We start from the raw sequence: 22,448 nt of genomic DNA, 5'->3' as shown, positions 1-22,448 counted from the left end.
TATCTCAATCCTGTTTATTATTAACAATAGGTTTCGCTGGCAGGGTGAATGAAAATACACTGCCTTTTACTTTACCAGCTCGATGTTTAAGTTCACCACCATGAGATTGTATAATTGATTGGCAAATGGGTAAACCCATCCCCATTCCAGTTTCTTTGGTGGTAAAAAATGGGTGAAATAGACGTTCAAGATTTTCTGTTGATATGCCATAACCGGTGTCTGTTATCGACACTTCAATGTATTGTGTATCAACCCATTGAGAATGGATATTCACCTGCTCAGTGGGCTGGTCTTCCATTGCGTCTATTGCATTGCGTATAAGGTTAAACAGCACTTGCTGGATTTGTATTTCATCAATAAGTAACAGTGGGGACGGAGATGTTGTTAGGCTCAACGATATACCGTGATCCAGTAAGCGTGTATCAACTTTGGCAAGTTCGATGGTATCTTTAACTAACACATTAAGGTCAATATATTCACGCTGCGCATTCCGTTTTTTAACGAACCCCCGTAACCTACGAATGACTTCACCAGCGCGACGAGCTTGGCTGCTGATTTTCTCTAAGGTTTCGCTTAACTTTTGTTGTTGGGCGCTTGTATTAGGAATATTCGCTGAACGGTCGAGCATATTTTTGCAGGCTTGGGCATAACTGCTTATGGCAGACAAAGGTTGGTTTATCTCATGTGCGATACCCGCGGCCATTTCCCCCATGGTGCTAAGACGTGTAACGTGGGCTAATCGCTCACGATTGACAATAGCGTCTGAGCGCGCTTTGACCTGTTCTGAAATATCGCGAATAATACCAACAAATTGCTTGTGACTAGACTCTATCACTTCGCCAACAGATAATTCGATAGGGAAAATTTCGCCGTTTTTCTTACACGCTCTGACTTCGCGCCCAGTGCCTATTATTTTTGCATCGTTCGTTTCCATGTAATTACGTAAATATTGGTCATGTTCCCTTCGATAAGGTTCCGGCATAAGCATTCTTATATTATTGCCAACCACTTCCGATGATTGGTAACCAAACATTCTTTGTGCAGCAGCATTGAATAATTCGATAGAGCCAAGGTGATCAATGATAATAATGGCATCGACCGCTGCATTAAGTAATGCTTTTAGCTGGGCATTGGCATCCACTACCTCTTGAGTATGGTTAGCTTGAATGCTTTTTTTGATGGGAAAAGTCAACGCAGCTCCAAAAGTTGTTATTGCTATCATTACCGCGATATTCTATAAAATTCGGGCACCTAATAGGTAAATTATTGAAAGAATAAAAAGTTTTGTTACTTAAAGTATCGAATTTAACTCCCTTATAAAAGGTATATATAAGGTTATAAGACAACAATACGGGTCACGACAACTCACTTAGGATTATTGTATATCATAAAAGGTGGATATAAATGAATGTTAAACGCGTGTTGCTTATTGAGGGCAGTGTCAATTTACTGATGAGTGTTGTTAAATTAGGGGTTGGTATTTCTGCTAATTCAGCCGCTGTTATTGCTGATGCGGTACATTCATTCACAGATGTTATAAACAATGTTTTGGCATGGATGGCAACCAATATTGCGAATTCACCTGCTGATAAAGATCATCAGTATGGGCATCAAAAATTTGAGCAAATAGCCGTGTTTGGGCTAGCATCATTATTGAGCATTGTGGCATTTGAAATGTTAATTGGTGCATATAATCGCTTTGGCGAACCCGTTGAGCAAAATTTTTTAGGACTTGTTATATTAATTTGCACCCTCGTGGCCAATATTCTGCTGACTATCTGGGAACGATATTGGGCAAATCGTCTTGAGTCGGATATTCTGCAGGCTGATGCAAGTCACACCTTGAGTGATGTTTTGACCACAGTGGTGGTTATTGTTGGTTGGCAGCTTGCGGCACAAGGTTATTACTGGCTGGACACGGTGTTTGCGAGCATTGTTTCGCTGTTGATTTTCTATTTAGCGTTTAAGCTTTTTCAACGCGCTATTCCGATACTGGTCGATTACAGCGATATTGATCCTAGTACTATTTCAGCTGAAGTAAATAATTTGAAAGAGGTCAGTTCTGTCATCAGAGTACGTTCACGAACCGGCGCCAATGGCCGAGTAGCCGATGTTATTGTAACCGTCGATCCAGACTTACCGACCATAGAATCCCATCATATAGCCGATGAAATCGAAGCCATCTTAGCAAGTAAGTTTAATATACAAGATGTATTGGTACATATTGAACCTAAACCAAGCAAGTAGTGTTTATCAATAAAGTGGGCTAGACAAACATCAGCTTGATTGGTTTGCTAATTAGGTCTCGGATTCCCAGAAACGCGCTAATTGTCGTTGTAAATTTTGATTTTTATATTCAAGGGCTTCACGCTGCTTTAATAAATCGATAACCATAGCAACGGCTATCCAGTCTATTTCTAGCTGTTTGTTGAGACGGATTGCTTTTTTTAACCAGTGCACACTTGTGGGGTCAAATTTCCATTCTGCTAGGGACTGGCCCTCGATGGGCTCAGCAATCCCGTACTCAACGACTTCAATGACAAGATCGTGATCGATTTCAATGTTTTCGCACAATTCGTCAACTGAGATTTTTAATATAGTTTCGCTCATTGCTATTAGCTCCACTCTTCTCTGGGGTTAAACGTGTTCGCTTTTGCGAGTTCTTTCCATAGGTTATCGGCTTTTTCGTTACTGCTGGGCGGATTAACTATTTTCAGTACTGCGTATAAATCACCACTACCGGATTTGCGCTTGAGACCTTTTCCTTTGATCCTCAGCTTTTGGCCGCTTTGACTGTTCGGTTGAATGGTCATTTTAACTTTTCCATCTAGTGTTGGAACGGTCACGTCGGCCCCTAAGGTCGCTTCCCATGGTGCAATAGGCAGAGTAATGATCAAATCATGGCCTTGAACGTCAAACAATGGGTGAGGAACAAGTCGAATGTGTAGATAAAGATCACCGCTTTCGCCACCATGGGCACCTTTTCCACCTTGACCTTTGAGGCGGATACGCTGACCATCAACAACGCCGTGAGGGATCTTCACCTTCAACGTTCTTTTCTGTTTTACCATCTGACCGTTTTGCACTTCAGATTGCATAAACTCAACAGTTTTCGAGGCGTCTTTTAGGGTATCTTCTAAAAAAATCGGCACTTCAATTTCTGCATCTTGCCCTTTCATCGCGTAGTCGGCTTGATGCCGCCCTTGATTAAATGCTCCATTTTGCGCGCCGCCTCTAGACCTGCGAGCAGAAAATACTGAATTAAAAAAATCTGAAAAATCTTCACCGCTACTATCCCAATTGGCATTTTGAGCGTTACCTTGCCAACCTGGTGGCGGAGTAAACCCAGCGTTAGTCTGGCCACCATATTTACGCAACTCGTCGTATTCGGCACGTCGCTTAGTATCTTTTAATACTTCATACGCTTCCGCGACTTCTTTAAATTTTTCTTCGGCACCTTCATCTGGGTTCATGTCAGGATGAAACTCAAGTGCCAACTTGCGGTAAGCCTTTTTGATCTCTTTTATCTCAGCGTCTTCGGGGACGCCTAGAATTTCATAATACTCTTTAAATTCCATCGTTTTACTCGTCGTTAAATCTCGACTTAAAAGGTTTTTGTAACTGAAAAGGCCTTTGTAAACAAGCGGAGTCTTAATAAACTCCGCTTAACATACAGGGTGTTAAACTGGCGTATCACACTATTTAAGGTACTTGGTACTGCATATAATTAGTATATTGAATAGGTTTTACTTTGTATTTAGGTTGTAGAAATGACACCAGATTCACTAACTCAGTGACCGTCATAACATCATTAAACACCATCATTTTTGATTGACCATTTTCATCTACCACAGACTCTAATACTTTAGACCTTGGCGCAAATTCATGTGATGGATTAATAATTGATGTAACAAGTTGAGCGTAGGTTTTCACCTTAGCGGATGTGCCGCCTAATTCAATGGGATCGTTAAATACTTTTGTTAACATAGGCTCGTCATACCCTTCGAGGTTGTGACAGGCGAGGCACTGATATTCTTTAAAGACGAGCTCGCCTTTTTCTGCATCTCCTTTGGGTAAACTAAACCCTTTAGGAGAGTCAGGCCCCTTGTTACAACCTGATAAAAAAAATGCAAATACAAGTAAACTTGGTAACAGTATTGTCTTCATGATAACACCCTTAATTGTAAGCTTTTTACTAACATTGGTGATTAGATAAACTAACGCACTGATGACAAAAAGAAAGGGTCTAGTTTTTGTCTTCTTGATGCTGATCAAGATTGAAACGAGTTTGTTATTCTTTACTGGTTTGTGCAGCAACTATTTTCAATTCTTGAGTGTTTCATTGATCGTTATCAACTTGTTAATCTTTCGATCATTTAAGGTCTGTTCAAATAAAAACAGTAAGAGACGCAACCCCATACATTTGGTCTCTTATATACAAAATAATTTGGACGGGCTATCAACAATGAAAGACATGATGCAAGCGGCTAAAGTTGTACAATTTGGACAACCATTATCAATTCAAGAGTGCGAAATCCCCACACCTCTTGAGGGGCAAATTTTAGTAAAAACTGAAGCATGTGGTGTTTGTCATACTGATTTACATGCCGCTGCGGGTGACTGGCCCTTAAAGCCAACACTACCGTTCACACCTGGGCACGAAGGAATAGGTAAAGTAGTCGCATTAGGCGCCGGCGTTGACCAAGTTAAGGTCGGTGATAGGGTGGGTGTGCCCTGGCTTTATTCAGCCTGTGGTCATTGTGAGTATTGCTTATCCGCTTGGGAAACCGTATGTGCAGATGCTGAGTTTGGCGGCTACAGTAAAGATGGCGGGTTTGCCGAATATATTATCGCGGATCCTCGCTATGTGGCGCATATTCCTGCTGGTTTATCGGCTATTCAAGCTGCCCCTATTATTTGTGCCGGTGTCACTAGCTACAAAGGTATAAAAGAAACGGGCGCTAAACCCGGGCAATGGTTAGTTGTGTTAGGTTGCGGTGGGTTAGGGCACTTAGCGATTCAGTATGCAAAAGCCATGGGCTTGAAAGTGTGTGCAGTTGATATAGACGATTCTAAACTGGAGCACGCTAAAGGCCTGGGTGCTGACGCCGTGGTCAACGCTTTTAGCCAAGATGCGGCGGTAAAAGTTAAACACGCGACCAACGGCGGGGCTCATGGCGTACTGATTACGGCACCTTCAATGACAGCGTTCAAAGAAGGGGTAGAGATGACCAGAAAAACGGGCACCTGCGTGTTAGTGGGCCTACCGCCTGGAGAATTTCCCACAGATTTGTTTGACGTAGTAGCCAATTGTAAAACGATTAAAGGTTCATTTGTAGGAACAAGGCAAGACATGGCAGAAGCCTTGGCATTCGCAGCTGATGGTAAAGTTAAAGCTGACATTGAGTTATGCCCACTGTCTGATGTGAATCACGTGCTTAATCGTTTGAAAGCCGGGGAGGTAGCTGCACGTATCGTGCTTGATTTTACCGATAATTCTGTTGGCAATAACGAGCCCTTGGTTAGCGAAACAACCAAGCATATACCTGGTGAAGTATGCGAGCATGTTTTAGATGGCAAAAAAATCACCATCAGACCTATCAGTGAGCAAGACAAACAACTTGAGTCTGAATTCGTCAACGGACTCTCTGCGCAAACGAAGCATTATCGATTCTTAGGCGGGATAAACACCTTGTCTGACGCCATGTTAAAAACCCTTTGTACGATTGACGGTCAAAATTCAATGGCGTTTGTAGCAACAGAACATGACTCACAAACAGGAGCCGAATTAGAAATAGGCGAAAGTCGTTACGCCTTCACCGGTGAACACTCTGCTTATGAAATTGCGGTAACGATAAGTGATAAATGGCAACATAAAGGGTTAGGTAAATTACTGACTGAACATCTTATTGCGTATGCCAAGGCGCATAATGTTGGCTCTTTGTATGCTATCGAATTAGCCGACAATCATGATATGAGGAAGCTCGCTGGTGAATTAGGTATGACTGAAAAAATGGATCGTGATGATGCCCATCAGGTTATATATTCGTTGACGCTTTGAGCCGGTACGCGTAACCAATGTTAAATCAGTAAATAAGCGGTCAATAGTGATATTGGCCGCTTATTTTTTGAATGGGCCTAGCGGTACTTTCTAGCAACGCATTCTTGTTGTGCGTGAAGCTGTATATCATTTTGCGATAAGTATTTTTAGCTGATCGATAAACCACCTTTCTATATGACCAATGGAACGGTCGCAGCGTTTTACCACGCCAATCTCCAACATAGTGCCTAAGAACATTTGATCGCAAGCCCGTACATGTATGTGTTTGGCAAACCAGTTTGAATCTGTACTTTTTTACGCTTTACCTAGATGGATTGTTTTTTCTGTTGGCTATCTAATTTGTGACAATAGGCAAGGGCGGGTCTGCTTTATTTGTGTCATTAGGCAATGTGTTGGTGCAGTTACCATTTTTGTGGATCCTGCCTAAGTACATAGGAATAACGGGCGTATGGTTAGCCGTTCCGCTATCGAATATAATCGTTGCATGTGCGGTAATGCCGATGTTTTGGTTTAGTGTGAATCAATTCAAACGCGTGGAAACTATGCAGACGGCGTGACGTAAAGTTTGTAAGCGGCGCCATCATCATCATTGAAATAGACGACGTGACGCCGATACAACTGAAACTAGGGCTGAATTATCATTACGTCTGTTTTTAGTAAGGCTAATACGCTTTCAGCAGTATTGCCCAATACTTTTGCTTTCAAACCTTTCCGGCCAACACTGCCCATTATAACTAGCGCTGCACCAATGTCAGATGCCACACTGGGTACAACCTTGTCTGCGTAGCCAGATTTGATATGAATATTTTCCAGCGGGATGCCATCATCACCGAACATAGCTTGGATTTTAGGAATATATTTACTTTTCGCTGCCTTGACTGATTTGTTTTTATCGACAATTCCTAAGTCTTTTAGTACTGGTGAAATCGCCAAGCTAAAGCAAACATGCAATGGCATATCATTAGCAGCAGCAAGCATCTTACCCGCATCAATAACTTGTTGGTTAAGGGCTTGCTTTGTTTTCTTTTTAGATGCCATATCAAGGGTGACCATAATGGCTTGTTTTTTCCGCCATTTTTTCTCGGCGACTAACAAAACCGGCGCACTGCCATTGCGCAGTAAATGCCAATCCGTGGGCACGTAAAACGCGTGCTCACTGCGATGGCCTGTTTTTAATATTAAATCGTATTTATGATCAACACAGTGCTTGGTTACCCAAGTGGCAATGTCTTTACTCCAGATCATCTCATCTGTGGTGGATTTTGGTAACGAATTCATGACGACCGCTTCATCTAGCCATGTTTGGTTAGCGTGAATAATCTTTTGCTTGGCAAGCTCGATATCTTCTTTTGTCATGCTTTCATCTAAAACTGACAAACGCTCGTAACTAAAGCCGACAACGTGCAGTGTGGCTTTGAATTGCTCCGCCATCAACGCTGCGTGTGCCAAAGCCTTTTGTGAAGAATCTTTGCGATCCGCTATTACTAAAATGCGCTTTACGTTCACTAGTGTGCCCCTTGATCATTTATTGGCAACAGTGGTTGCCTTTTTTTCATAATATTCTATTTTTTATAACGAAAAATTGTTTTAAAACAAGTTTTTAAACTAAATACTACCCCGTTAACACCAAAATAAGAACTGTAAACATAAACTAAAATATTGCGTTGGTTGTATGACTTGTTGGTGCTATTTATTCATAAATCCGACGTCCATAAAAAACATTATAAAACCCTGCAGGTTTTCCGGCATAAAGGTTTATCAATCTGAGCCAAAAACGAAGTCATTCACTGCGTATTAATGGACTGTCAAATGCCGATAATGAATGGCTACGAAACCAGCCAACGTATTCGAAAAGGCGAAGCCGGGGCAGAATATAAAGATATTCCTATTATCGCTATGACAGCAAATGCCATGCTTGGTGAACGCAATAAATGCATAAGTGCCGGTATGAACGACTATCTGACTAAGCCGGTCAATGAGCACGTGGTGAAAGAAAAAGTGACGAAATGGACTTTATCTGTGTACCGCGCGGCACAAAAATAAAAGGGTACTTAAAACGGATCTTTTATGACAGTACAGCTGTAGACGATTTTTGTTGGTCACTATTTGCTGATATAACAATATGCAGCGCCTAATTTTCAGGCGCGCAATATAGCTGATAAAGTGTATTGATAATCGCTTTTACTTCTTCGCTTGCTAGTGAATAGTAAATAGTTTGCGCATCACGCCTAGTCACTACCAAGTTTTCTCGTCGTAAAGCTGCAAGATGCTGAGATAAGCTTGATTGTGGAATTGACACCTGCTGGTTAAGCTCAGATACCGACATTTCTCCATTATTTAATAAACACAACAATAGTAATCGATGTTGATTCGCCATTGCCTTTAATAGCGCTGCTGCTTTATCAGCGTTATTGCGCATGTCTTCAAGGGTCATTGATATTGTTATCCTAATGTACTCTTATATTTTGTTGCGATAAGCATACCAATTACCATCGCCACTATGAAAGCAAAAATGCTGATATCACCACTTGTTAGATTAGTAATGGCCGGCCCTGGACATATACCTGTAATGCCCCAACCAATACCAAAAATACTTGCGCCCAAGACTAGTGGTTTATCGATTTCTTGCTTGGTTGGCAAATGCAGCGGCCCGCCTAGCAGCGCTTTATTCTTATTGCGAACGAACAACCAATACAGGGGCATGTAAACCGCAATTCCGCCAAGCATAACAAACGCTAGAGCGGGGTCCCAAGCACCTAATATATCGAGAAAGCCGATAACGCGGGCAGGGTCCACCATGGTGGAAATAGTTAAGCCAGCACCAAATAAAAGACCAGCGAGTAAAGCCACTACATTATACTTGCTATTAGATACCTCGGAAGTAGGGGGCTCAGTTGTTGGTTTGACATCACTAAATATAGGTTTATTCATTACAGACTCCCCAATACATGCTTAATTATGGTCACGGTGATAATAGCGCTGAGTAAAAATATTGCGGTAGCCAAAATAGAGCGTGAAGATAAACGACTAATGCCGCATATACCGTGGCCGCTTGTGCACCCAGAGCCTAAGTTTGTGCCAAAGCCTACCAGTAACCCTCCGAGTACTATCACAAGGTAGCGAGTAAAAAATGAATCTGCTGGCACATTGAACGACCCGGCAAAGGTATCAGGTAGTGAAAAACCAAAAGGGGTTGTTAATAGTGGCGCGATAACCAGCCCTGCTAGAAAATACCAGCGCCATAGATTACTTTTACCACTGTTAGAAATCGCCCCATATACGATCCCTGAAATACCCGCAATTCGTCCGTTAAACAGCATCAGAATAAAGGCACCAAGGCCGATTAAGCCGCCACCAAGGAAGGCTTGAAGAAGAAAATCAGTGTTCATAGATCAAAAATACCCTGTAAATATCGTTATTCGTAAATATACGATATTAGTGGGTGGATTCAAAGTGAAATATTATTATTACTTATATAAATAATAGAACAAGACGTATTTTCTTCCTAAAAAATTCGCCTGTATAACAACGTTTAGTTAAGCACTATTTCTCAGCCAGAAGTTAAGCAGCAAGGTTCTCGATGGCGTTTCATCGGATGCAGAAAAGCCCAGCTTATCCTCAAGTATGCTTCTATCGTTATATTGATGAACTGATACGTTTCGCTCTTTTGTGCAATAAGCCATGGCCCAATCACAGAATTCTCTTTGCTCAATATCGCAATGCATCAGTTCGATTAATCCAGTGTGGCCCGGATCGCTCTTAATGATATCGTAGATTAATACCAGTTCAGACGAAGGGCCTTCAATGTACTGCATGAAGTTACCTCCTATATATAGCAAAACCCCAGTAACACCATATTGTTTGTTTCTTTCTCTGGCACGCGTTAAAAGGTATTCGACTTGTTCAGGGGTTAACATTTTTATGGCGGACGAAACATAAACCAAAGCTTGTAACTTAGACACGATGCAAAGCTCCATTAATTAGTAATAGGGTAAATCCTTTGAGCTAATCCTAAATAATATTGTGGTAAAAGGGCTAACTTAATTTGCAATACTCTTACTATTATTTATAAACGTTAAGGGAGAAATATAGAAGAGATAGCAAAATACGCTAACCAAGTATGCAGCAAATCTCTGAAACGCTGTGAGATCCCTAAAAATCATATTTATCTACAGTGTAAATTGAAATTCATTTTGGGAATTTTGTTTTTGTAAGCATTTGATTTTAAAGAGATATTATTTTTTGTCATCTAAAAAAATTACAAAGTTTTTAGGAATATTACTCGGATGTTACAAAATTTTTGGGAATATTTTGCTTGCTACAAACACACCGGAAAGCAGCTTCACCATTAGATGCATAGACTTTTTAAAATTAACTAATCTCGTCTAGCCAGTCAATATAATTCTATTAATATGCTGTTGATAATGAGTAAGCTCAAAGTGGGGTAAACGAAAGGATATTACTTATTTAACTGATTGGCTAGGGTTTGGAGAGACGAGCTTAGGCTTAAACTCTATTGATTTCGAAAAATTAATTTACTGAGGCAAAGTGGCCTTTTGGGAAGGGTAAGTAATTATTAAGATTGACTTATACGCCTAAGCAGCGCGAAACAGAAATATTAAATACTTATTCGCTCATGATATTGAAGTTTGTATTAGCCTCTAATTTAACATTTTTTACTCGATTTGGATGAATCTAAACAGAATATTGCAGTTTTCTTCGTTGATATGACACCAGATTATGATTCTAGCCAAACATTAGTGTCTGTTTAGGTCTTTTACCATTGGGAGAAAGCTTCAAATTTGTCACGTCGACCAAGCGCATTTTGGGTTCGCCGTCGATATATCTCGCCTGCAATACATTTGATTTAATTAAGCTCATTAGGTTGCCTTCTCCAACATTCAATAGAAGCTTTGCTGTCTCAAAATCTATGACTTTATTTGATACTAACTTGTTGTTATTAAGGATAATCCTCTTAAATTCTTCAGACTCTATATATATCGAACTTAAGATATCAAATGAAGTTACCCAGTCAAATTTGAAGTATCCTTGGAGCCATAAATAAACGAGTTCAACAGGATCAATATTTAGGCTTTTTAACTGACATATAGCTTCTCTTAAACTCTCTTTCGGGGATACAATTTTATTTGAAAGTAGTAGTTTTTCAATGACTTTACTAAGACTAATGTGTGTTGTTTTTGTAATACGGGAACCGGATCTAGGCTTTATCATATTGAATTTATCAAATGCAGTAACATAGCCATTACTAATGTTCAGGGCGTCGCAGATAGAACTTACAGACATATATAATTTGTGAGTAGGTACATTTATATACTTTCGTTTTGTATTACTTACTGATGCTTCATAACCAAAAATTGGCCATTCAAGGAATTTCAGTTTGCTAATAAGTATTCTGAACGGAAACTGGTATAGGCGCTGCGGTAATATTTCACCGTAGTAGTGTTCAAAGCATTCTTGCATGAACGAATCCACTGTACTTTTTTCGCATAGTAAATCAAAGCCTATGTTCACAGCTTGATTGATCGAACTAATTGCATTTACATCAAAAACCAAGTCTCCTTTCTTATAGGTTGAATAGACCATATATGCTAACAAACAGTCATAGATTTGTTCGGAACTTAGGTCCCCTAATAGTGGGCTGATAGCTCTTCTTTTTATTGGAATTGAGCACCCAGGCTCTGTGCATATACCCCTCACAGCGTCGGGCATCCAACTTAACAATTTACTACAGTGACTACATGAATCTTCTAACAAAGAGCCACACATTTCACATGAAAGGGTTGTTGGAATTTGCCACTCGCTCAAGTGAATGTGATGTTTAGTGGTACATTGAGGGCAAATTCTAATCTGCGAGTATTCGAAAGTGTTAAATTTCGTTTGAGGTATATCTCGTAGCCACTGCACAGCATCCATAGACAGGGATGAGTAATCATTTTGAGACAATACTTTAATATCTTTTCTTTGAAACAAACTTGCTAGAGAGCATTGTTTTAGCTCGGCTACTCTCTTGACAGCATAGCTGAATAAACTTTGACTTTTTTTGAGCATCATTGTCAGTTTAATTACCGCTTAATGAAATAAAAGGATTGTTTTCTTTGTTACGGGTCACATTCACTTTGACTACATCACTTAATAGTTGCTCAGTAATAGAGTCCGCTTTATTGGACTCAAATCGTAGATGACATATTGTAAAAATACGGTCGAGGGCTCTAAAATTACCGTTTGTAACTTCAAATAGCTTATTGAGAACTTGGCGCGCTGTAAGGTCTATGTCCACTGGCATTTGGCAGTGTTTTAGGTAGTAATTGATCGTTTTTTCCCATGGATTTACTGAGCCATTAATTTTGTTTAAGTTTGGGATGATAGGCATCTCACATCTCGCCATACCTCGAGACTCAACTTGTCCTTTCACCATTAACGAGTAGTTTTCGGTGGTGAAGAGTTTTTCAGCGTCTTCTACGCCGAATAAAAGTACACAAATCCCTTCATCGGCTAATACCTTAATAAAGTCTGAGTACCTCTGGCTGGATTTACCTTTTAATTGTGTGAGCATGTGTTGAGCTTCATCAATGATTAAAACTTTGTAGTTTTGATTTTTAAATGAGCTGCAAAATGCATCTAATTTTTCAGCGGGTGTCGATTTTACAGGTATTCCAAATAAACCTCTGGCCGATTGAACAATGATATCAGTTTCGCTGTTAACGCTTTTGAGCTGAACTCGATGTGCCTTATATTCCGAAGGCTGACTATTTATGTATGATTCGCAGTGTTTGCTGAGCGTTGTCTTCCCAACTCCCGCTCTTCCAGTGACTAGAGCAATGCTAGGTAAATAGTAACTTAACGCGTATGCTTCCTTTAACACCCGAAAAGGCTCGTTAAAAGCAGGATGAATGAAAATATTTCTATCTTGAAATCTTTCTGTCGCTCCTTCTCTTATCATTATTCGTAATCCTCCTCGTTACCCCAATCAGGTTCATAGTCCAACTCATCTTCTACTGATTGCCTAGGCAGGGCATCACTATCCAGTTTTTTACTGACTTTTCTATCCGTAATTACACCGCCTCTATCGAAAATATCATCTTCACTAGCTGCTAAAAAATCATCACTATTCATCGTTGTCTTAGTTGTACTAGGAGTTTTTCCTTTATGAGATATGACCCCTTTTGATTCCTGTTGATGCGGGATTATTGGATCATAATTTTTACTTATTTTGAGTAATACCTTCTTCGCTTCTTTGAAACTTATTGGCTCTTCATAATCTCGAAAAACCTTACTGTGTGTTTGATAAGTAATTTCTTCATGAGTTACAGGATCTAAAGCCTTAATAGTCACTTGTCGAGCATCATTCGGGTTCACATATACGCTAACTTTCACGGAGTCCTGCGCCCCTTTAGTAACTAAATAATCGAACATTTCTATATGAGTCGCGTATTTAATAAAGTTCTTCACAAAACCATGTGTTTTATGCATTTTTGCTGTTCCTACATCTATGACGTGAAATACTCTATCGTCAAACTGCACCTCTAAGGGGAACTGATCTTGAATTAAGGCCGTAAAGGCTTCACTAGGACTACTATATTGGCTAATATTATTTTCTGAAGGGTACATTATTCACCTCTGTGTGTTTTTTTATTAGTGCTGCGGGTGTTGTAGTTTTGTATAAAAGATTCAAGTTCGGACTCGAATTCATTTAGTGTTAATAGAGGCTGACGGGAAATTGTTTTTAAATCGATCTCTTTGCCATTACGTTTAGGAATGAAACCGTTTAGCTCTAATAGAAATTTATCCGTTAGCGTTTTGAAAAACCGCTCAATATGAGGTTTATCACGACCTTTCTGTTTTCTGGCGTAGCGAATACTAGACCCCAGTTGAACGTTAAAATCCTTAACAATGTCGCTTTTGAATCCTGGACCATTGTCAAATACCCATTCTGTTGGCAGTCCTCCTAACGGATTATTCTTGGTATCGATCACATCACTCATTAAATTCAACACGCCGTTCGCGCTTTCATTACCCGACTTATCAACATAACATCCTAGGATCGCAGACGTGCATGCGTCTATTGCCATATATAAAGTTAATTTCGTATTGACCGCGCTATACTCACCACTTGTTTTTGGCTTTTGAGATGAAAGGTAAATATAAATATGCTTAACGTCACATTCGACAGATCGAAGAGGGAGCGTCGGAGCAATGACACCGACTAGGGCATCGTATTCCTTTTCGATAAAGTCCTTCCCGCGACTAGCCACTTTATTAGAGCGGGGATAAATTTTATTATAAAAATTTAAAAAGGTATTGTAGGTTGGAGGGGTACCGCAACTAAAATCCTTGTTAAACAATGCCTTAAAATGCTGGTACACGTTTGTTAGAGGTATGTCAGGCTTATTAAGTAATACCTCATTTAATGCCTTAGTCATCAATTCATAGGTCTCTATTTGAACGATAGTACGACTATGTATAGGTCGTTTGGAGACCACTAAATTTGTATAATTAAATCGAAATGATTGTGCTTCTTTAAAAAGGTTTTGTAGTGTTCCTGGTTTATAAGGTTTTACATCGGGACGAGTTACTCGAAGTTTATTGCTAATTTCTTCTACCGTGCTGTTTGCTACTGGATTTTGGCTTGGATGCGCCCGCATAGCCTCTATATACAGCCTAATTCTTTCTACTTTAATTTCCTCTGCTTTAGTTAACTCAGTCTTATAAGTTCCATCAAAATACGGTTTTATCTCATGTTCTCGAAGAAGAGATATAAACTTGTTTGGTGTGTATTCTTTTATTCCAGTCATCTTGTTATAAAGAATTACATCAGTGTTATTGCTGACTACTACTTCATAAACGTCCCCTAAGATTACGTAACGAAAGCCTGCTGTGGGCGGGGGTATCTGATCGATAAAGTTATTCATTGTCTTCTCCAAACAATGGGTGTTTTGCAAGTAATTAATTTTTTCAGGTCTATTTTGGCCAGACCATATGCGATACATGATTTCACCAGAGTGCGGTCTAGAAGTGACTCAAAACGAGCATTGATGTCGCCAAAGGTTCTAATGAAATTGTCCGGTCGATTCAATTGATACCAACTCTCTACATACTCCAATGTATTTTTGAATGATGGGTACAGAAAGTCGTGATTTTTAAACTCAATGGGGGAGTAGGCATCTTCACTAAGGACGGCAAAGGCGAAGCCTTTTTTCATGGTAATTCTTTCTTTATATAATGCTAATTTCCCCTTTAATTTACCGCTGCCTGCGATATTGGTCCTCAGCTTAACCAAGGGTTTAAACTCAAATACGGTAGTTGGAGTTTTGTCTTTGTACTGAACAATAGCGTCAGGGGTGTAACGCCATGTCTTGCTTATTGCAATAGTGAATGGCTGTGTCACAAACCGTTTAACATTTGGGTTAAAATCCAGTGCTCGAACCATTTGCATTTCGAAGTATGACTCGCAGTACAGGAGTCTCGGGTGCTTAGGCGAATTATAATAATACACCTGATTTTTTTGTTTACTTTGAACCAGCGGTTTTGTGAGACTCATTGATTTACTCCAAAATTTTGAACGTAAAAAATCCGACCGTTATTTGCAGTCTAGTGAAAGTTTGCTAGGTTTAAAGGTTGACCCTTTCTAAAAGGGGGAGGTGTTTGACTTAATTAGATTGGGGGCTTGAGGACAAAATTTTTCATGTGACTGATTATCTCGAAAATCTGAATTGCAGGTATGGTCGAGAACTTTTGATTTTGGATCAAGCACAAATAAATCGTGTTTAAAAAGGAGGGGAGGAAAATATTACGAAATGTTTCAACAAGTTACATGTTCAAAAAATGCACAGTCTATTTTTCATTGACCACGTATGACTGTGAAAATACTCGGTAAAATTAAATTTGGAACCTAATATGGAAGGTTTATTTTGCGCTAATTCATGTGGAATTTAATGGAGATATAATTGCCAATTGTTGGATTATGGTCAAAAAGCAATCAAATAAGTTTAATAGAATATATTGCTATATGCTTATACCACGCACTTCTATTAGTCTATCTAGTATAATGATTTAAGATACAGAATCAAGAGCTTAATTTTTCAAAAAACACTTATTATTCAAATGTTTCTGAAATATATAGAAAATAAGATATGTTTGATTATTTTGATATTCGACCTCAAATGATAACTTTGTGATAAAAATCGAATGTGAGCAGAAATACGGTGGATTCGAAGCTTTTTTAATCTGGTCCCTACAAATTTACCAGCATTTTACATCGATTGTCTGGGTACTCATCCATCGCTAACTTCGAATCGAGACCTGCAAAATATTGCAAATGCTAGAATTTGAAATCAGATCTTGTTCATTTCCAGTCTTGATTGATAGTAGGAGTGGGAAGAATAAAATCCATCTAACCTATATTCATCTAAATATGCTGTATCTGCACTCACTTCTAAAGTTAGGTTAACGACTTAGAGATTCTACAGAAGGGTCATAATTTCTAACCAGTGTGTACTGAGTGGTCCTTCCCTCAGCGGCTTGTGCTTTATAATAAGTCTCTTCCGACTTTATCTGATTCTTGGTGAGCTTTGTCGATGCTATCTTGGGCTTCCATTGTATATATCATTGACTGTAACATTTGTTTGAGGCCAGGCATTTCTGGTGGAATAGGAACTGATTGGGCTTTATCATTAAGCTTTAATTCGGTCAGAGTCATACTAAATTCTTCAATTCGTATGAGACGCTTAAATTCTTTTTCAATTTTCGCGTCATCATGCCCCAAAAAAGCATATTCATTCATTCTTAAGCTCTTGTTGGCATCTTGTAATTTTTGAGCCAGATCTTGTTTATCTTTGTTATCACCTACTGAGCCAATATAAATCTCTAATGCATGATTCATTTCAATGTCTAATCCACTGGAACCTATAGCGGTCAGTATGTTTTCATTATTCTGATCTTTGATTGATAAAGTTTTTTTAAAAGGGTCTGGTCGATAAAGCCATAAGCTCAAACAATCTTCTGTATGAAAAAATCCATGTAAAATTATACTCATTTTCCTAGTCAGTATCTTTTTTAAAATTACGTGAATAAAGCTAGCGTAGCTGGCAAGAATAATTTGGCGTCGCTCATGTATAGATTTATCTGAAGCTAAGGAAAGACATAGGGATGCTACTGCAATTGGGTGAGCTTCTATAATTTGTTCTGCTAAAACCTCCAATTGTTCCTCTGACTTATTAGCTTCCGAGTCTTGTGACTCGTCGTCTCCTCTTAGGTCTTTAACTATTCTAAGTATTTTTGAAGCAGCATTTGCAGGGATTTCATCTAATAAAATGCAACTTAACCTTTCATAATCTTTTTCTAATTCAAGTCCCTTAAGGATTGCTTTAAAGGGACGTTTCAATCCGGATGCAGGTAACTTGAAACCATTTTTTGGTTCACTCTCACTTGCCGAACAAAAATCTTCTTCCATATCTATCCCTCAAATGGTTTTTTTATTTAGTTGACTGTAAAGCCTAGTACATAATGTTAAAAATGAAATTGAAACAGACACTTGAAATAGGAAATCAACTGGTTCTCCGGCAAGTTAATTCCTTCTATTAGAAATTTGTAGAACGACTACGTATCAAGTATTTTGCTTAGAACAAATTATTTAGTTACCTTTTAGCTTGAAGCAGAAGCGACTAAGTCATATTCAAACACCGTTACTTGAGCTGCTAAACATCAGTGGTAATATTTAATCCAAATCATCTAAACATTTATCATTTAGCTTACCGCGAATGCTTAGGGTTATCACAATACCGACTATAGATGTGGTCTGTAAATAAGCCTGCAAACAAACGTGCCTACTCCCATATCATCAGCATTTTCTCATTAGTCTTTTATATCTTATACAGAAGACGATGCTCAATCATTTGGTGAGGTTGGGGTAAATGATGCGGTTTAAAATAAGCGAAGCCGGTTCAAAGAAAATTTGGTTTGGATCCAAAGCCTTACACTCACTGACATAGTTTGTTGGGCTTTTTGATACTTTTAATATCGCAAATTCTATTAGCCAAAATATAGTGATACTGACTGTAATAGTTGTATTTATTGATTTTTAGTTAAAATTCACAGAGTAGATAAATTTATATGCAGGCACGATACTATGATCCGATGATGGCTTAATTCTAGTGCTTACCTAGCATCAATCACAATGAGAGAAAAATACGCGAATAGCTGGAATGTGCCATTTGCAGACGATGACACACTAACTCTGAAAGGCCTAAGTGAGCCGAACGGAGACAGAAAAAATAGAGAGGTGCTTCCCAAAGCATTGTCATAGACATCGGCCGACTACAAACCAACTGATAACTGTGGATTTCCACATTATTCCCTTAGACATTTAAAGCCCACCCTGACGGAAAGTAATAAAACAGCACTTCAATGAACCTAGTTGTTTCCTATACTTTCCCTGGTGATTTCTCAATATTAATCGAGTCGATCAAAGTTTTAGACAATCTATTCCAGGATATCTTTAGTGTTGTGATAAAGATGCGCTTTGGTGATGCATATTGTGCCTCGCAATCAATAAGTCAAAGCTATTGTAATACGCCTTCTCAAATTACACGTAATATGCACCGTACTTGTCTCTGAGGTATTCAACTATCGTTTCATTTTGCTGAGATAATAAGACACCTACTACTAGGCGGCCTCGAGATTTTCTCTTTGTCCACTTCACTAATCCCTCAGTCTTATCGCTTCGCATGAAGGTAAAGTTAAGTTTGTCCCCAGCCTTAAGGTCTCCTTTGGTTTCTAGTTTCATACCATTCTTAGAGATATCCATAGCGATTGCTGATGCGCCCTCAGAAGCTACGTTGACGGGGATTTGTACACTTGCCCTAGGGTGGATCCTCAAGCTCTTCAAGTATTGGGCACGTTTGGCGTGCTGAATTAGGAAAGTGACAAAAGTTCCCAGTATTATCCCTTTGAAAAAACCAATAATTGCGAGGTAGATCATCTTGTTGTTTTGAGCGACAAAAAAGTCGACAAGCCCACTGTAACTGATATTTTGGATGTTAAACGTGTAACTTACTGCACATTGCATTACCATCAATGTACCACCTAATAAAAAACCATTGTAGAACGCCAAGCGTTTTACTTCGTAGCTGTCGAACGTATTGTCAATGATGGCTCGATAAACTACGGGGCTTAGCATTGCAAATGAGAGTGCCAACACTATACGTGCCAATGGATTACTTTCACTTCGAGCATCTAAATCGCTAACAATAATGAAATACAACGCGGCCGCTAGGGTCGACAATGCAATACACGTAGCAATCGATATCAAGTGGCTAGAGCTCCTATCACTTTTCCGTTGCGCAGCAACAACTGCTGCTATCATGATAGCCACAGAAAATGATAAGAAACTGCCAAAGGACCAAAGGAAGAAACGGTCTGAGAAAAAATTCGCTGGGTCTGTGTCTATACTGTTCTCTAATACCATGAGTATCATTGCAACAGAGAAGATCGAAACAAAACTAACTCCAACCAAGCATTGACCCAAGGATGTGAGTAATTTAGATTTGAAAGCATCACGCCCATTTGGTTGAAAACCACAGTTTTTCAACGCGTTAAACCTTTCAGATTCGTCACTATACTTTCTGACAATGCTCTTGCAGATACAGATTTCAAAATATTCTGCCATCCTATCAAGCTCGTTGATAAATTTGTGACTTTCATTAATTTCTAGATTAAGTATTAAGCTACCTAGCTCTAGCATCCTGCGTTCGGATTCATCTGTTGGGCCAAGTAAGCGCGGTGGACAAACTGATTTAGCTACTACACACAACAATAAACTGTTTAAAAAGTGCCAATGAATTGTTTTATTTTTATGCTCTTCTGAAAAGTTATTTAGATGTTCAAGCCATGTAGTCTCAACAGACTTATAACGAGGGGTTAACTCTTCTCCAGATTTGATAATTTGTTCTTTTGCAATTTTTAGATAATAGTCCGTTGGGATAAATCTATCGGTCAATGGAAGACTGCCTCTTAATTCAACAACATCTCTGGGAATGCGGGCAAAGCCGTGTAACTTCTTTCTCCATTCTTTTTCATACTTTTCCAAAGGCGCAACACTAGCAACACTAATGGAGATTAGCGCAAAAATTGTCCACCCCTGACTTTCCTGCTTAATACCCAATGCTTCTAAGACAGGCTTAAAAAATGATAACTGACTAAGGCCAGGAATTCCGTAGAGCGCTAAGGTGAGGGTAGCAATTGACAACGCATATAATAAAAAATATGCTACAAAACTCTTCGGACTTATATAGTCAATTGGTTTTCCTTTAAAACTATCAGGTGGAGCCTCCGACCATGAATTGAATCTCTTTTGTGAAAAAAACAGAATTATTACAAGGGCAACAAAAACATCTAACAACATAAAATAGAGCTCTGAACTATTATCGTCCGCCATGATTTTTCCCTATCAGCTATACTACCGATGTTGCCATTAAGCTTATTTCAACTCGATTTTATATAAAAATGCACGGAGACTCTGAAAGCTTTACACAACTCTAATTCCTGCTACCCAGATTATAACGATGCTCATCGTCAGTACATTTATAAAGCCCCTATCTGAGAGTATAAATGTGTAAGAAAATAAGATTCAAGATATTAGCTTATGGCCAGCGTCATGAAACGATACTTTGTTTCATCTCTTTAGCAATTATAGAAGCGCCTACCAAAATAGAAAAGAAAATACTGCAGATCTCTGATTTAGTTTGCTTGAATCTCAAAACTGGCACAGAGCCATCTTTCAGATTTGGTAATGCTCTGCTATGAAAGAGTCTGTTAATACCCACCGGATGAAAAGTCACATCATACCCAAAGCTTGAAGTGAACAGGAAGTTAAGCAAGTGAACGAACTTCTGCTTCGAATTAGGATATATACTTAATGTTTTATGTCAGCGAATGTAGGCAATTCGCAAATTGCAGCCGTCATTTCCCCATGGAGCTAATGTCCGTAATACGTACATTAGCTACCTTTTAAGTGCTAGACCGTAAACGACAGCAACTGGCACATTTGAGTAGTTCGGCTTTGAGCTAAAAGCGGTCATCGGTTTATGTTTACCTACCGTATCAAAAGCTGAGTAAGCGGACATTCACATGGCGCTATTTAATTTTTTTAAAACATAGAAATCATTACCTTCGATATTTCATCTCACATCCATCGGACTTATTGCACCTGACTTATGTTTACCTAAAACATGAGTATAAATTTGGGTGGTTTTAACGTCATCATGCCCCAGTAACTCTTGGACCACTCTAATGTCATGCCCTGTTTCAAGTAAGCGAGTTGCACAAATTTGTCTGGAACTAAATTTGAACATCCGCAGGATGGCCAGTATGGAAAAATGTATGGACGCATTTTTTAAAGCTATGCCGAAAAGTATGTGATGTAACCCGCTTCAAAACACCAGCCTCTAGAACTGCTTTTCTCAACGCTTTGCGAAATGCGGTTTGATGCAGATGATGGCGGCAAACATATCCATCATAGGGATGTACGCATCGAGTAGTTGAAGGAAAAGCATATTGCCATGACAAGTTAGTTGCAGCTTTTCCATATTTACGAAGCAGTGAAGATGGCAGCGATGTCAGGCCGTACCCTTCATTAATGTCCTTTTGGTGGATGCTCTCTACTTTTTTAATTTGTTTGGCAATGGCATCTTTCGCCAATTCAGGGAACAGTGTTGCACGGTCTTTTTGCCCTTTTGAACGGAAGATAAAAATAGTGCTTCGTTCAAAGTCAAAATCCTTTAAGCGTAACTTTAGCACCTCAGATATGCGGAAACCTCCGCCATACATGAGTATGCCAATCGTTTTATGAACACCTTTCAGCGTATCGATAATAGCAATCGCGCCTTTATGGCTTAGCACTTCAGGAACACGAACAGGTGTCTTAGCAAACTGAAAGGACATGTTGGTCAGATCCATTTCGAGCACATGACGATACATAAAAATGACGGCACATAAGGCTTGGTTTTGCGTGGTTGGTGCGACTTTAATTTCGATAGCTAGATGCGTTAAAAACTGCTCAACCTCTAATTCACCCATGTCCTTGGGGTGGCGCTTGCCATTGAAATAAATAAATCGTCGGATCCAATGCAGGTAGGCTTTTTCTGTTTTCAGACTGTAATGCTTAGTTCGTAAAACCACTCTAATAGATTCTATAAAAGGAGAGCGGGACATAATATTACCTTTAAATAAGACTGTATGTAAAAACAGGTATAATGCGGTTTTTTGAAAAATACCATTATCACTTCCTATTAAATAGATTTCTTAGGTCTCACTTTGTTTTACAGAAAATCGCTAAGTTATTAATTTAATTATGGAAAATATTTTGCTCATG

At 39.2% G+C, this 22,448-nt stretch carries 22 protein-coding genes; 4 read left to right on the top strand and 18 right to left on the bottom strand.

Features of this window, described 5'->3' with window-relative positions; all coding sequences use genetic code 11:
• Positions 1 to 4 precede the first annotated feature (4 nt).
• A complete protein-coding gene (locus GQR89_RS10570; protein ID WP_233268939.1) occupies positions 5 to 1,192 on the bottom strand; it encodes a nitrogen regulation protein NR(II) in 1,188 nt (395 codons plus the stop codon).
• Between the two features lie 212 nt (positions 1,193 to 1,404).
• Here GQR89_RS10570 and GQR89_RS10565 point away from each other — a divergent pair, with 212 nt between their 5' ends.
• A complete protein-coding gene (locus tag GQR89_RS10565) occupies positions 1,405 to 2,247 on the top strand; it encodes a cation diffusion facilitator family transporter (protein WP_158770012.1) in 843 nt (280 codons plus the stop codon).
• A gap of 51 nt (positions 2,248 to 2,298) precedes the next feature.
• Here the strand turns inward: GQR89_RS10565 and GQR89_RS10560 are convergent, their stop codons facing one another.
• From GQR89_RS10560 to GQR89_RS10550, 3 genes are all read right to left on the bottom strand, one after another.
• Positions 2,299 to 2,610, bottom strand: a complete 312-nt coding sequence (locus GQR89_RS10560) for a chaperone modulator CbpM (RefSeq protein ID WP_158770011.1) — start codon at positions 2,608 to 2,610, stop codon at positions 2,299 to 2,301.
• Between the two features lie 5 nt (positions 2,611 to 2,615).
• Positions 2,616 to 3,578 (bottom strand): DnaJ C-terminal domain-containing protein, encoded by a 963-nt coding sequence (locus GQR89_RS10555; protein ID WP_158770010.1) that lies wholly within the window; start codon positions 3,576 to 3,578, stop codon positions 2,616 to 2,618.
• Positions 3,579 to 3,702: 124 nt separating this feature from the next.
• Positions 3,703 to 4,167, bottom strand: coding sequence for a cytochrome c family protein (locus GQR89_RS10550; RefSeq protein ID WP_158770009.1), 465 nt, complete (start codon positions 4,165 to 4,167; stop codon positions 3,703 to 3,705).
• Between the two features lie 298 nt (positions 4,168 to 4,465).
• Here GQR89_RS10550 and adhP point away from each other — a divergent pair, with 298 nt between their 5' ends.
• Entirely contained in the window at positions 4,466 to 6,061 is a 1,596-nt protein-coding gene (adhP, locus tag GQR89_RS21525; RefSeq protein ID WP_158770008.1) for an alcohol dehydrogenase AdhP, read from the top strand.
• 341 nt (positions 6,062 to 6,402) lie between these two features.
• Complete coding sequence (locus GQR89_RS10540) at positions 6,403 to 6,618, top strand: hypothetical protein (RefSeq protein ID WP_158770007.1); 216 nt, start codon at positions 6,403 to 6,405, stop codon at positions 6,616 to 6,618.
• Positions 6,619 to 6,685: 67 nt separating this feature from the next.
• Here GQR89_RS10540 and GQR89_RS10535 read toward each other — a convergent pair whose 3' ends face one another.
• Positions 6,686 to 7,567 carry a universal stress protein gene (locus tag GQR89_RS10535; protein ID WP_158770006.1) on the bottom strand — a complete coding sequence of 294 codons (882 nt, stop codon included), beginning with the start codon at positions 7,565 to 7,567 and terminating at the stop codon, positions 6,686 to 6,688.
• Between the two features lie 276 nt (positions 7,568 to 7,843).
• Here GQR89_RS10535 and GQR89_RS10530 point away from each other — a divergent pair, with 276 nt between their 5' ends.
• Entirely contained in the window at positions 7,844 to 8,104 is a 261-nt protein-coding gene (locus tag GQR89_RS10530) for a response regulator (protein WP_370461075.1), read from the top strand.
• Positions 8,105 to 8,192: 88 nt separating this feature from the next.
• On the opposite strand, the gene GQR89_RS10525 is transcribed toward GQR89_RS10530, so the two are convergent.
• The 13 genes from GQR89_RS10525 to GQR89_RS10470 all read right to left on the bottom strand — a co-directional run bounded on the left by GQR89_RS10525 (position 8,193) and on the right by GQR89_RS10470 (position 22,288).
• Positions 8,193 to 8,495 carry a helix-turn-helix transcriptional regulator gene (locus GQR89_RS10525; protein WP_158770005.1) on the bottom strand — a complete coding sequence of 101 codons (303 nt, stop codon included), beginning with the start codon at positions 8,493 to 8,495 and terminating at the stop codon, positions 8,193 to 8,195.
• A gap of 8 nt (positions 8,496 to 8,503) precedes the next feature.
• On the bottom strand, positions 8,504 to 8,992 hold the full coding sequence (locus GQR89_RS10520) for a YeeE/YedE family protein (RefSeq protein ID WP_158770004.1): 489 nt from the start codon (positions 8,990 to 8,992) through the stop codon (positions 8,504 to 8,506).
• Positions 8,992 to 9,450, bottom strand: a complete 459-nt coding sequence (locus GQR89_RS10515) for a YeeE/YedE family protein (protein ID WP_158770003.1) — start codon at positions 9,448 to 9,450, stop codon at positions 8,992 to 8,994. Before GQR89_RS10515 ends, GQR89_RS10520 begins: the two co-directional genes overlap by 1 nt.
• Before the next feature lie 147 nt (positions 9,451 to 9,597).
• On the bottom strand, positions 9,598 to 10,023 hold the full coding sequence (locus GQR89_RS10510; protein ID WP_158770002.1) for a BLUF domain-containing protein: 426 nt from the start codon (positions 10,021 to 10,023) through the stop codon (positions 9,598 to 9,600).
• 784 nt (positions 10,024 to 10,807) lie between these two features.
• Complete coding sequence (locus GQR89_RS10505) at positions 10,808 to 12,133, bottom strand: hypothetical protein (protein ID WP_158770001.1); 1,326 nt, start codon at positions 12,131 to 12,133, stop codon at positions 10,808 to 10,810.
• A gap of 7 nt (positions 12,134 to 12,140) precedes the next feature.
• Positions 12,141 to 13,022, bottom strand: coding sequence for an ATP-binding protein (locus GQR89_RS10500; RefSeq protein ID WP_158770000.1), 882 nt, complete (start codon positions 13,020 to 13,022; stop codon positions 12,141 to 12,143).
• Positions 13,022 to 13,690, bottom strand: a complete 669-nt coding sequence (locus GQR89_RS10495; RefSeq protein WP_158769999.1) for a hypothetical protein — start codon at positions 13,688 to 13,690, stop codon at positions 13,022 to 13,024. Before GQR89_RS10495 ends, GQR89_RS10500 begins: the two co-directional genes overlap by 1 nt.
• Complete coding sequence (locus tag GQR89_RS10490; RefSeq protein WP_158769998.1) at positions 13,690 to 14,991, bottom strand: DDE-type integrase/transposase/recombinase; 1,302 nt, start codon at positions 14,989 to 14,991, stop codon at positions 13,690 to 13,692. The genes GQR89_RS10495 and GQR89_RS10490 overlap by 1 nt, the downstream gene beginning before the upstream one ends.
• The gene (locus GQR89_RS10485) at positions 14,988 to 15,620 is read right to left on the bottom strand and encodes a TnsA endonuclease N-terminal domain-containing protein (RefSeq protein ID WP_158769997.1); all 633 of its coding nucleotides are present in this window, start codon (positions 15,618 to 15,620) and stop codon (positions 14,988 to 14,990) included. Before GQR89_RS10485 ends, GQR89_RS10490 begins: the two co-directional genes overlap by 4 nt.
• Positions 15,621 to 16,607: 987 nt before the next feature.
• Positions 16,608 to 17,531, bottom strand: a complete 924-nt coding sequence (locus GQR89_RS10480; protein WP_158769996.1) for a hypothetical protein — start codon at positions 17,529 to 17,531, stop codon at positions 16,608 to 16,610.
• A gap of 1,131 nt (positions 17,532 to 18,662) precedes the next feature.
• Positions 18,663 to 20,513, bottom strand: coding sequence for a PilZ domain-containing protein (locus GQR89_RS10475; protein ID WP_158769995.1), 1,851 nt, complete (start codon positions 20,511 to 20,513; stop codon positions 18,663 to 18,665).
• Between the two features lie 742 nt (positions 20,514 to 21,255).
• Positions 21,256 to 21,429: a tyrosine-type recombinase/integrase gene (locus GQR89_RS21665; RefSeq protein WP_304611182.1), complete on the bottom strand. Its 174-nt coding sequence runs from the start codon at positions 21,427 to 21,429 to the stop codon at positions 21,256 to 21,258.
• Positions 21,416 to 22,288 (bottom strand): integron integrase, encoded by an 873-nt coding sequence (locus tag GQR89_RS10470; protein WP_304611181.1) that lies wholly within the window; start codon positions 22,286 to 22,288, stop codon positions 21,416 to 21,418. Before GQR89_RS10470 ends, GQR89_RS21665 begins: the two co-directional genes overlap by 14 nt.
• Positions 22,289 to 22,448: the final 160 nt, after the last annotated feature.

This window comes from Paraglaciecola sp. L1A13 (assembly GCF_009796745.1).
Taxonomy (GTDB): domain Bacteria; phylum Pseudomonadota; class Gammaproteobacteria; order Enterobacterales; family Alteromonadaceae; genus Paraglaciecola.
The sequence above is the reverse complement of the archived record's forward strand: the minus strand, read 5'-3'. Positions and strand labels throughout refer to the sequence as shown.

Coding starts and splice junctions, on each gene's coding strand:
- GQR89_RS10560 (WP_158770011.1), bottom strand. CDS start 2,610: ATGAGCGAAACTATATTAAAAATCTCAGTTGACGAATTGTGCGAAAAC.
- GQR89_RS10520 (WP_158770004.1), bottom strand. CDS start 8,992: ATGAATAAACCTATATTTAGTGATGTCAAACCAACAACTGAGCCCCCT.
- adhP (WP_158770008.1), top strand. CDS start 4,466: ATGAAAGACATGATGCAAGCGGCTAAAGTTGTACAATTTGGACAACCA.
- GQR89_RS10495 (WP_158769999.1), bottom strand. CDS start 13,690: ATGTACCCTTCAGAAAATAATATTAGCCAATATAGTAGTCCTAGTGAA.
- GQR89_RS10525 (WP_158770005.1), bottom strand. CDS start 8,495: ATGACCCTTGAAGACATGCGCAATAACGCTGATAAAGCAGCAGCGCTA.
- GQR89_RS10515 (WP_158770003.1), bottom strand. CDS start 9,450: ATGAACACTGATTTTCTTCTTCAAGCCTTCCTTGGTGGCGGCTTAATC.
- GQR89_RS10505 (WP_158770001.1), bottom strand. CDS start 12,133: ATGATGCTCAAAAAAAGTCAAAGTTTATTCAGCTATGCTGTCAAGAGA.
- GQR89_RS10480 (WP_158769996.1), bottom strand. CDS start 17,531: ATGGAAGAAGATTTTTGTTCGGCAAGTGAGAGTGAACCAAAAAATGGT.
- GQR89_RS10555 (WP_158770010.1), bottom strand. CDS start 3,578: ATGGAATTTAAAGAGTATTATGAAATTCTAGGCGTCCCCGAAGACGCT.
- GQR89_RS10500 (WP_158770000.1), bottom strand. CDS start 13,022: ATGATAAGAGAAGGAGCGACAGAAAGATTTCAAGATAGAAATATTTTC.
- GQR89_RS10550 (WP_158770009.1), bottom strand. CDS start 4,167: ATGAAGACAATACTGTTACCAAGTTTACTTGTATTTGCATTTTTTTTA.
- GQR89_RS10475 (WP_158769995.1), bottom strand. CDS start 20,513: ATGGCGGACGATAATAGTTCAGAGCTCTATTTTATGTTGTTAGATGTT.
- GQR89_RS21665 (WP_304611182.1), bottom strand. CDS start 21,429: ATGTTCAAATTTAGTTCCAGACAAATTTGTGCAACTCGCTTACTTGAA.
- GQR89_RS10565 (WP_158770012.1), top strand. CDS start 1,405: ATGAATGTTAAACGCGTGTTGCTTATTGAGGGCAGTGTCAATTTACTG.
- GQR89_RS10490 (WP_158769998.1), bottom strand. CDS start 14,991: ATGAATAACTTTATCGATCAGATACCCCCGCCCACAGCAGGCTTTCGT.
- GQR89_RS10485 (WP_158769997.1), bottom strand. CDS start 15,620: ATGAGTCTCACAAAACCGCTGGTTCAAAGTAAACAAAAAAATCAGGTG.
- GQR89_RS10470 (WP_304611181.1), bottom strand. CDS start 22,288: ATGTCCCGCTCTCCTTTTATAGAATCTATTAGAGTGGTTTTACGAACT.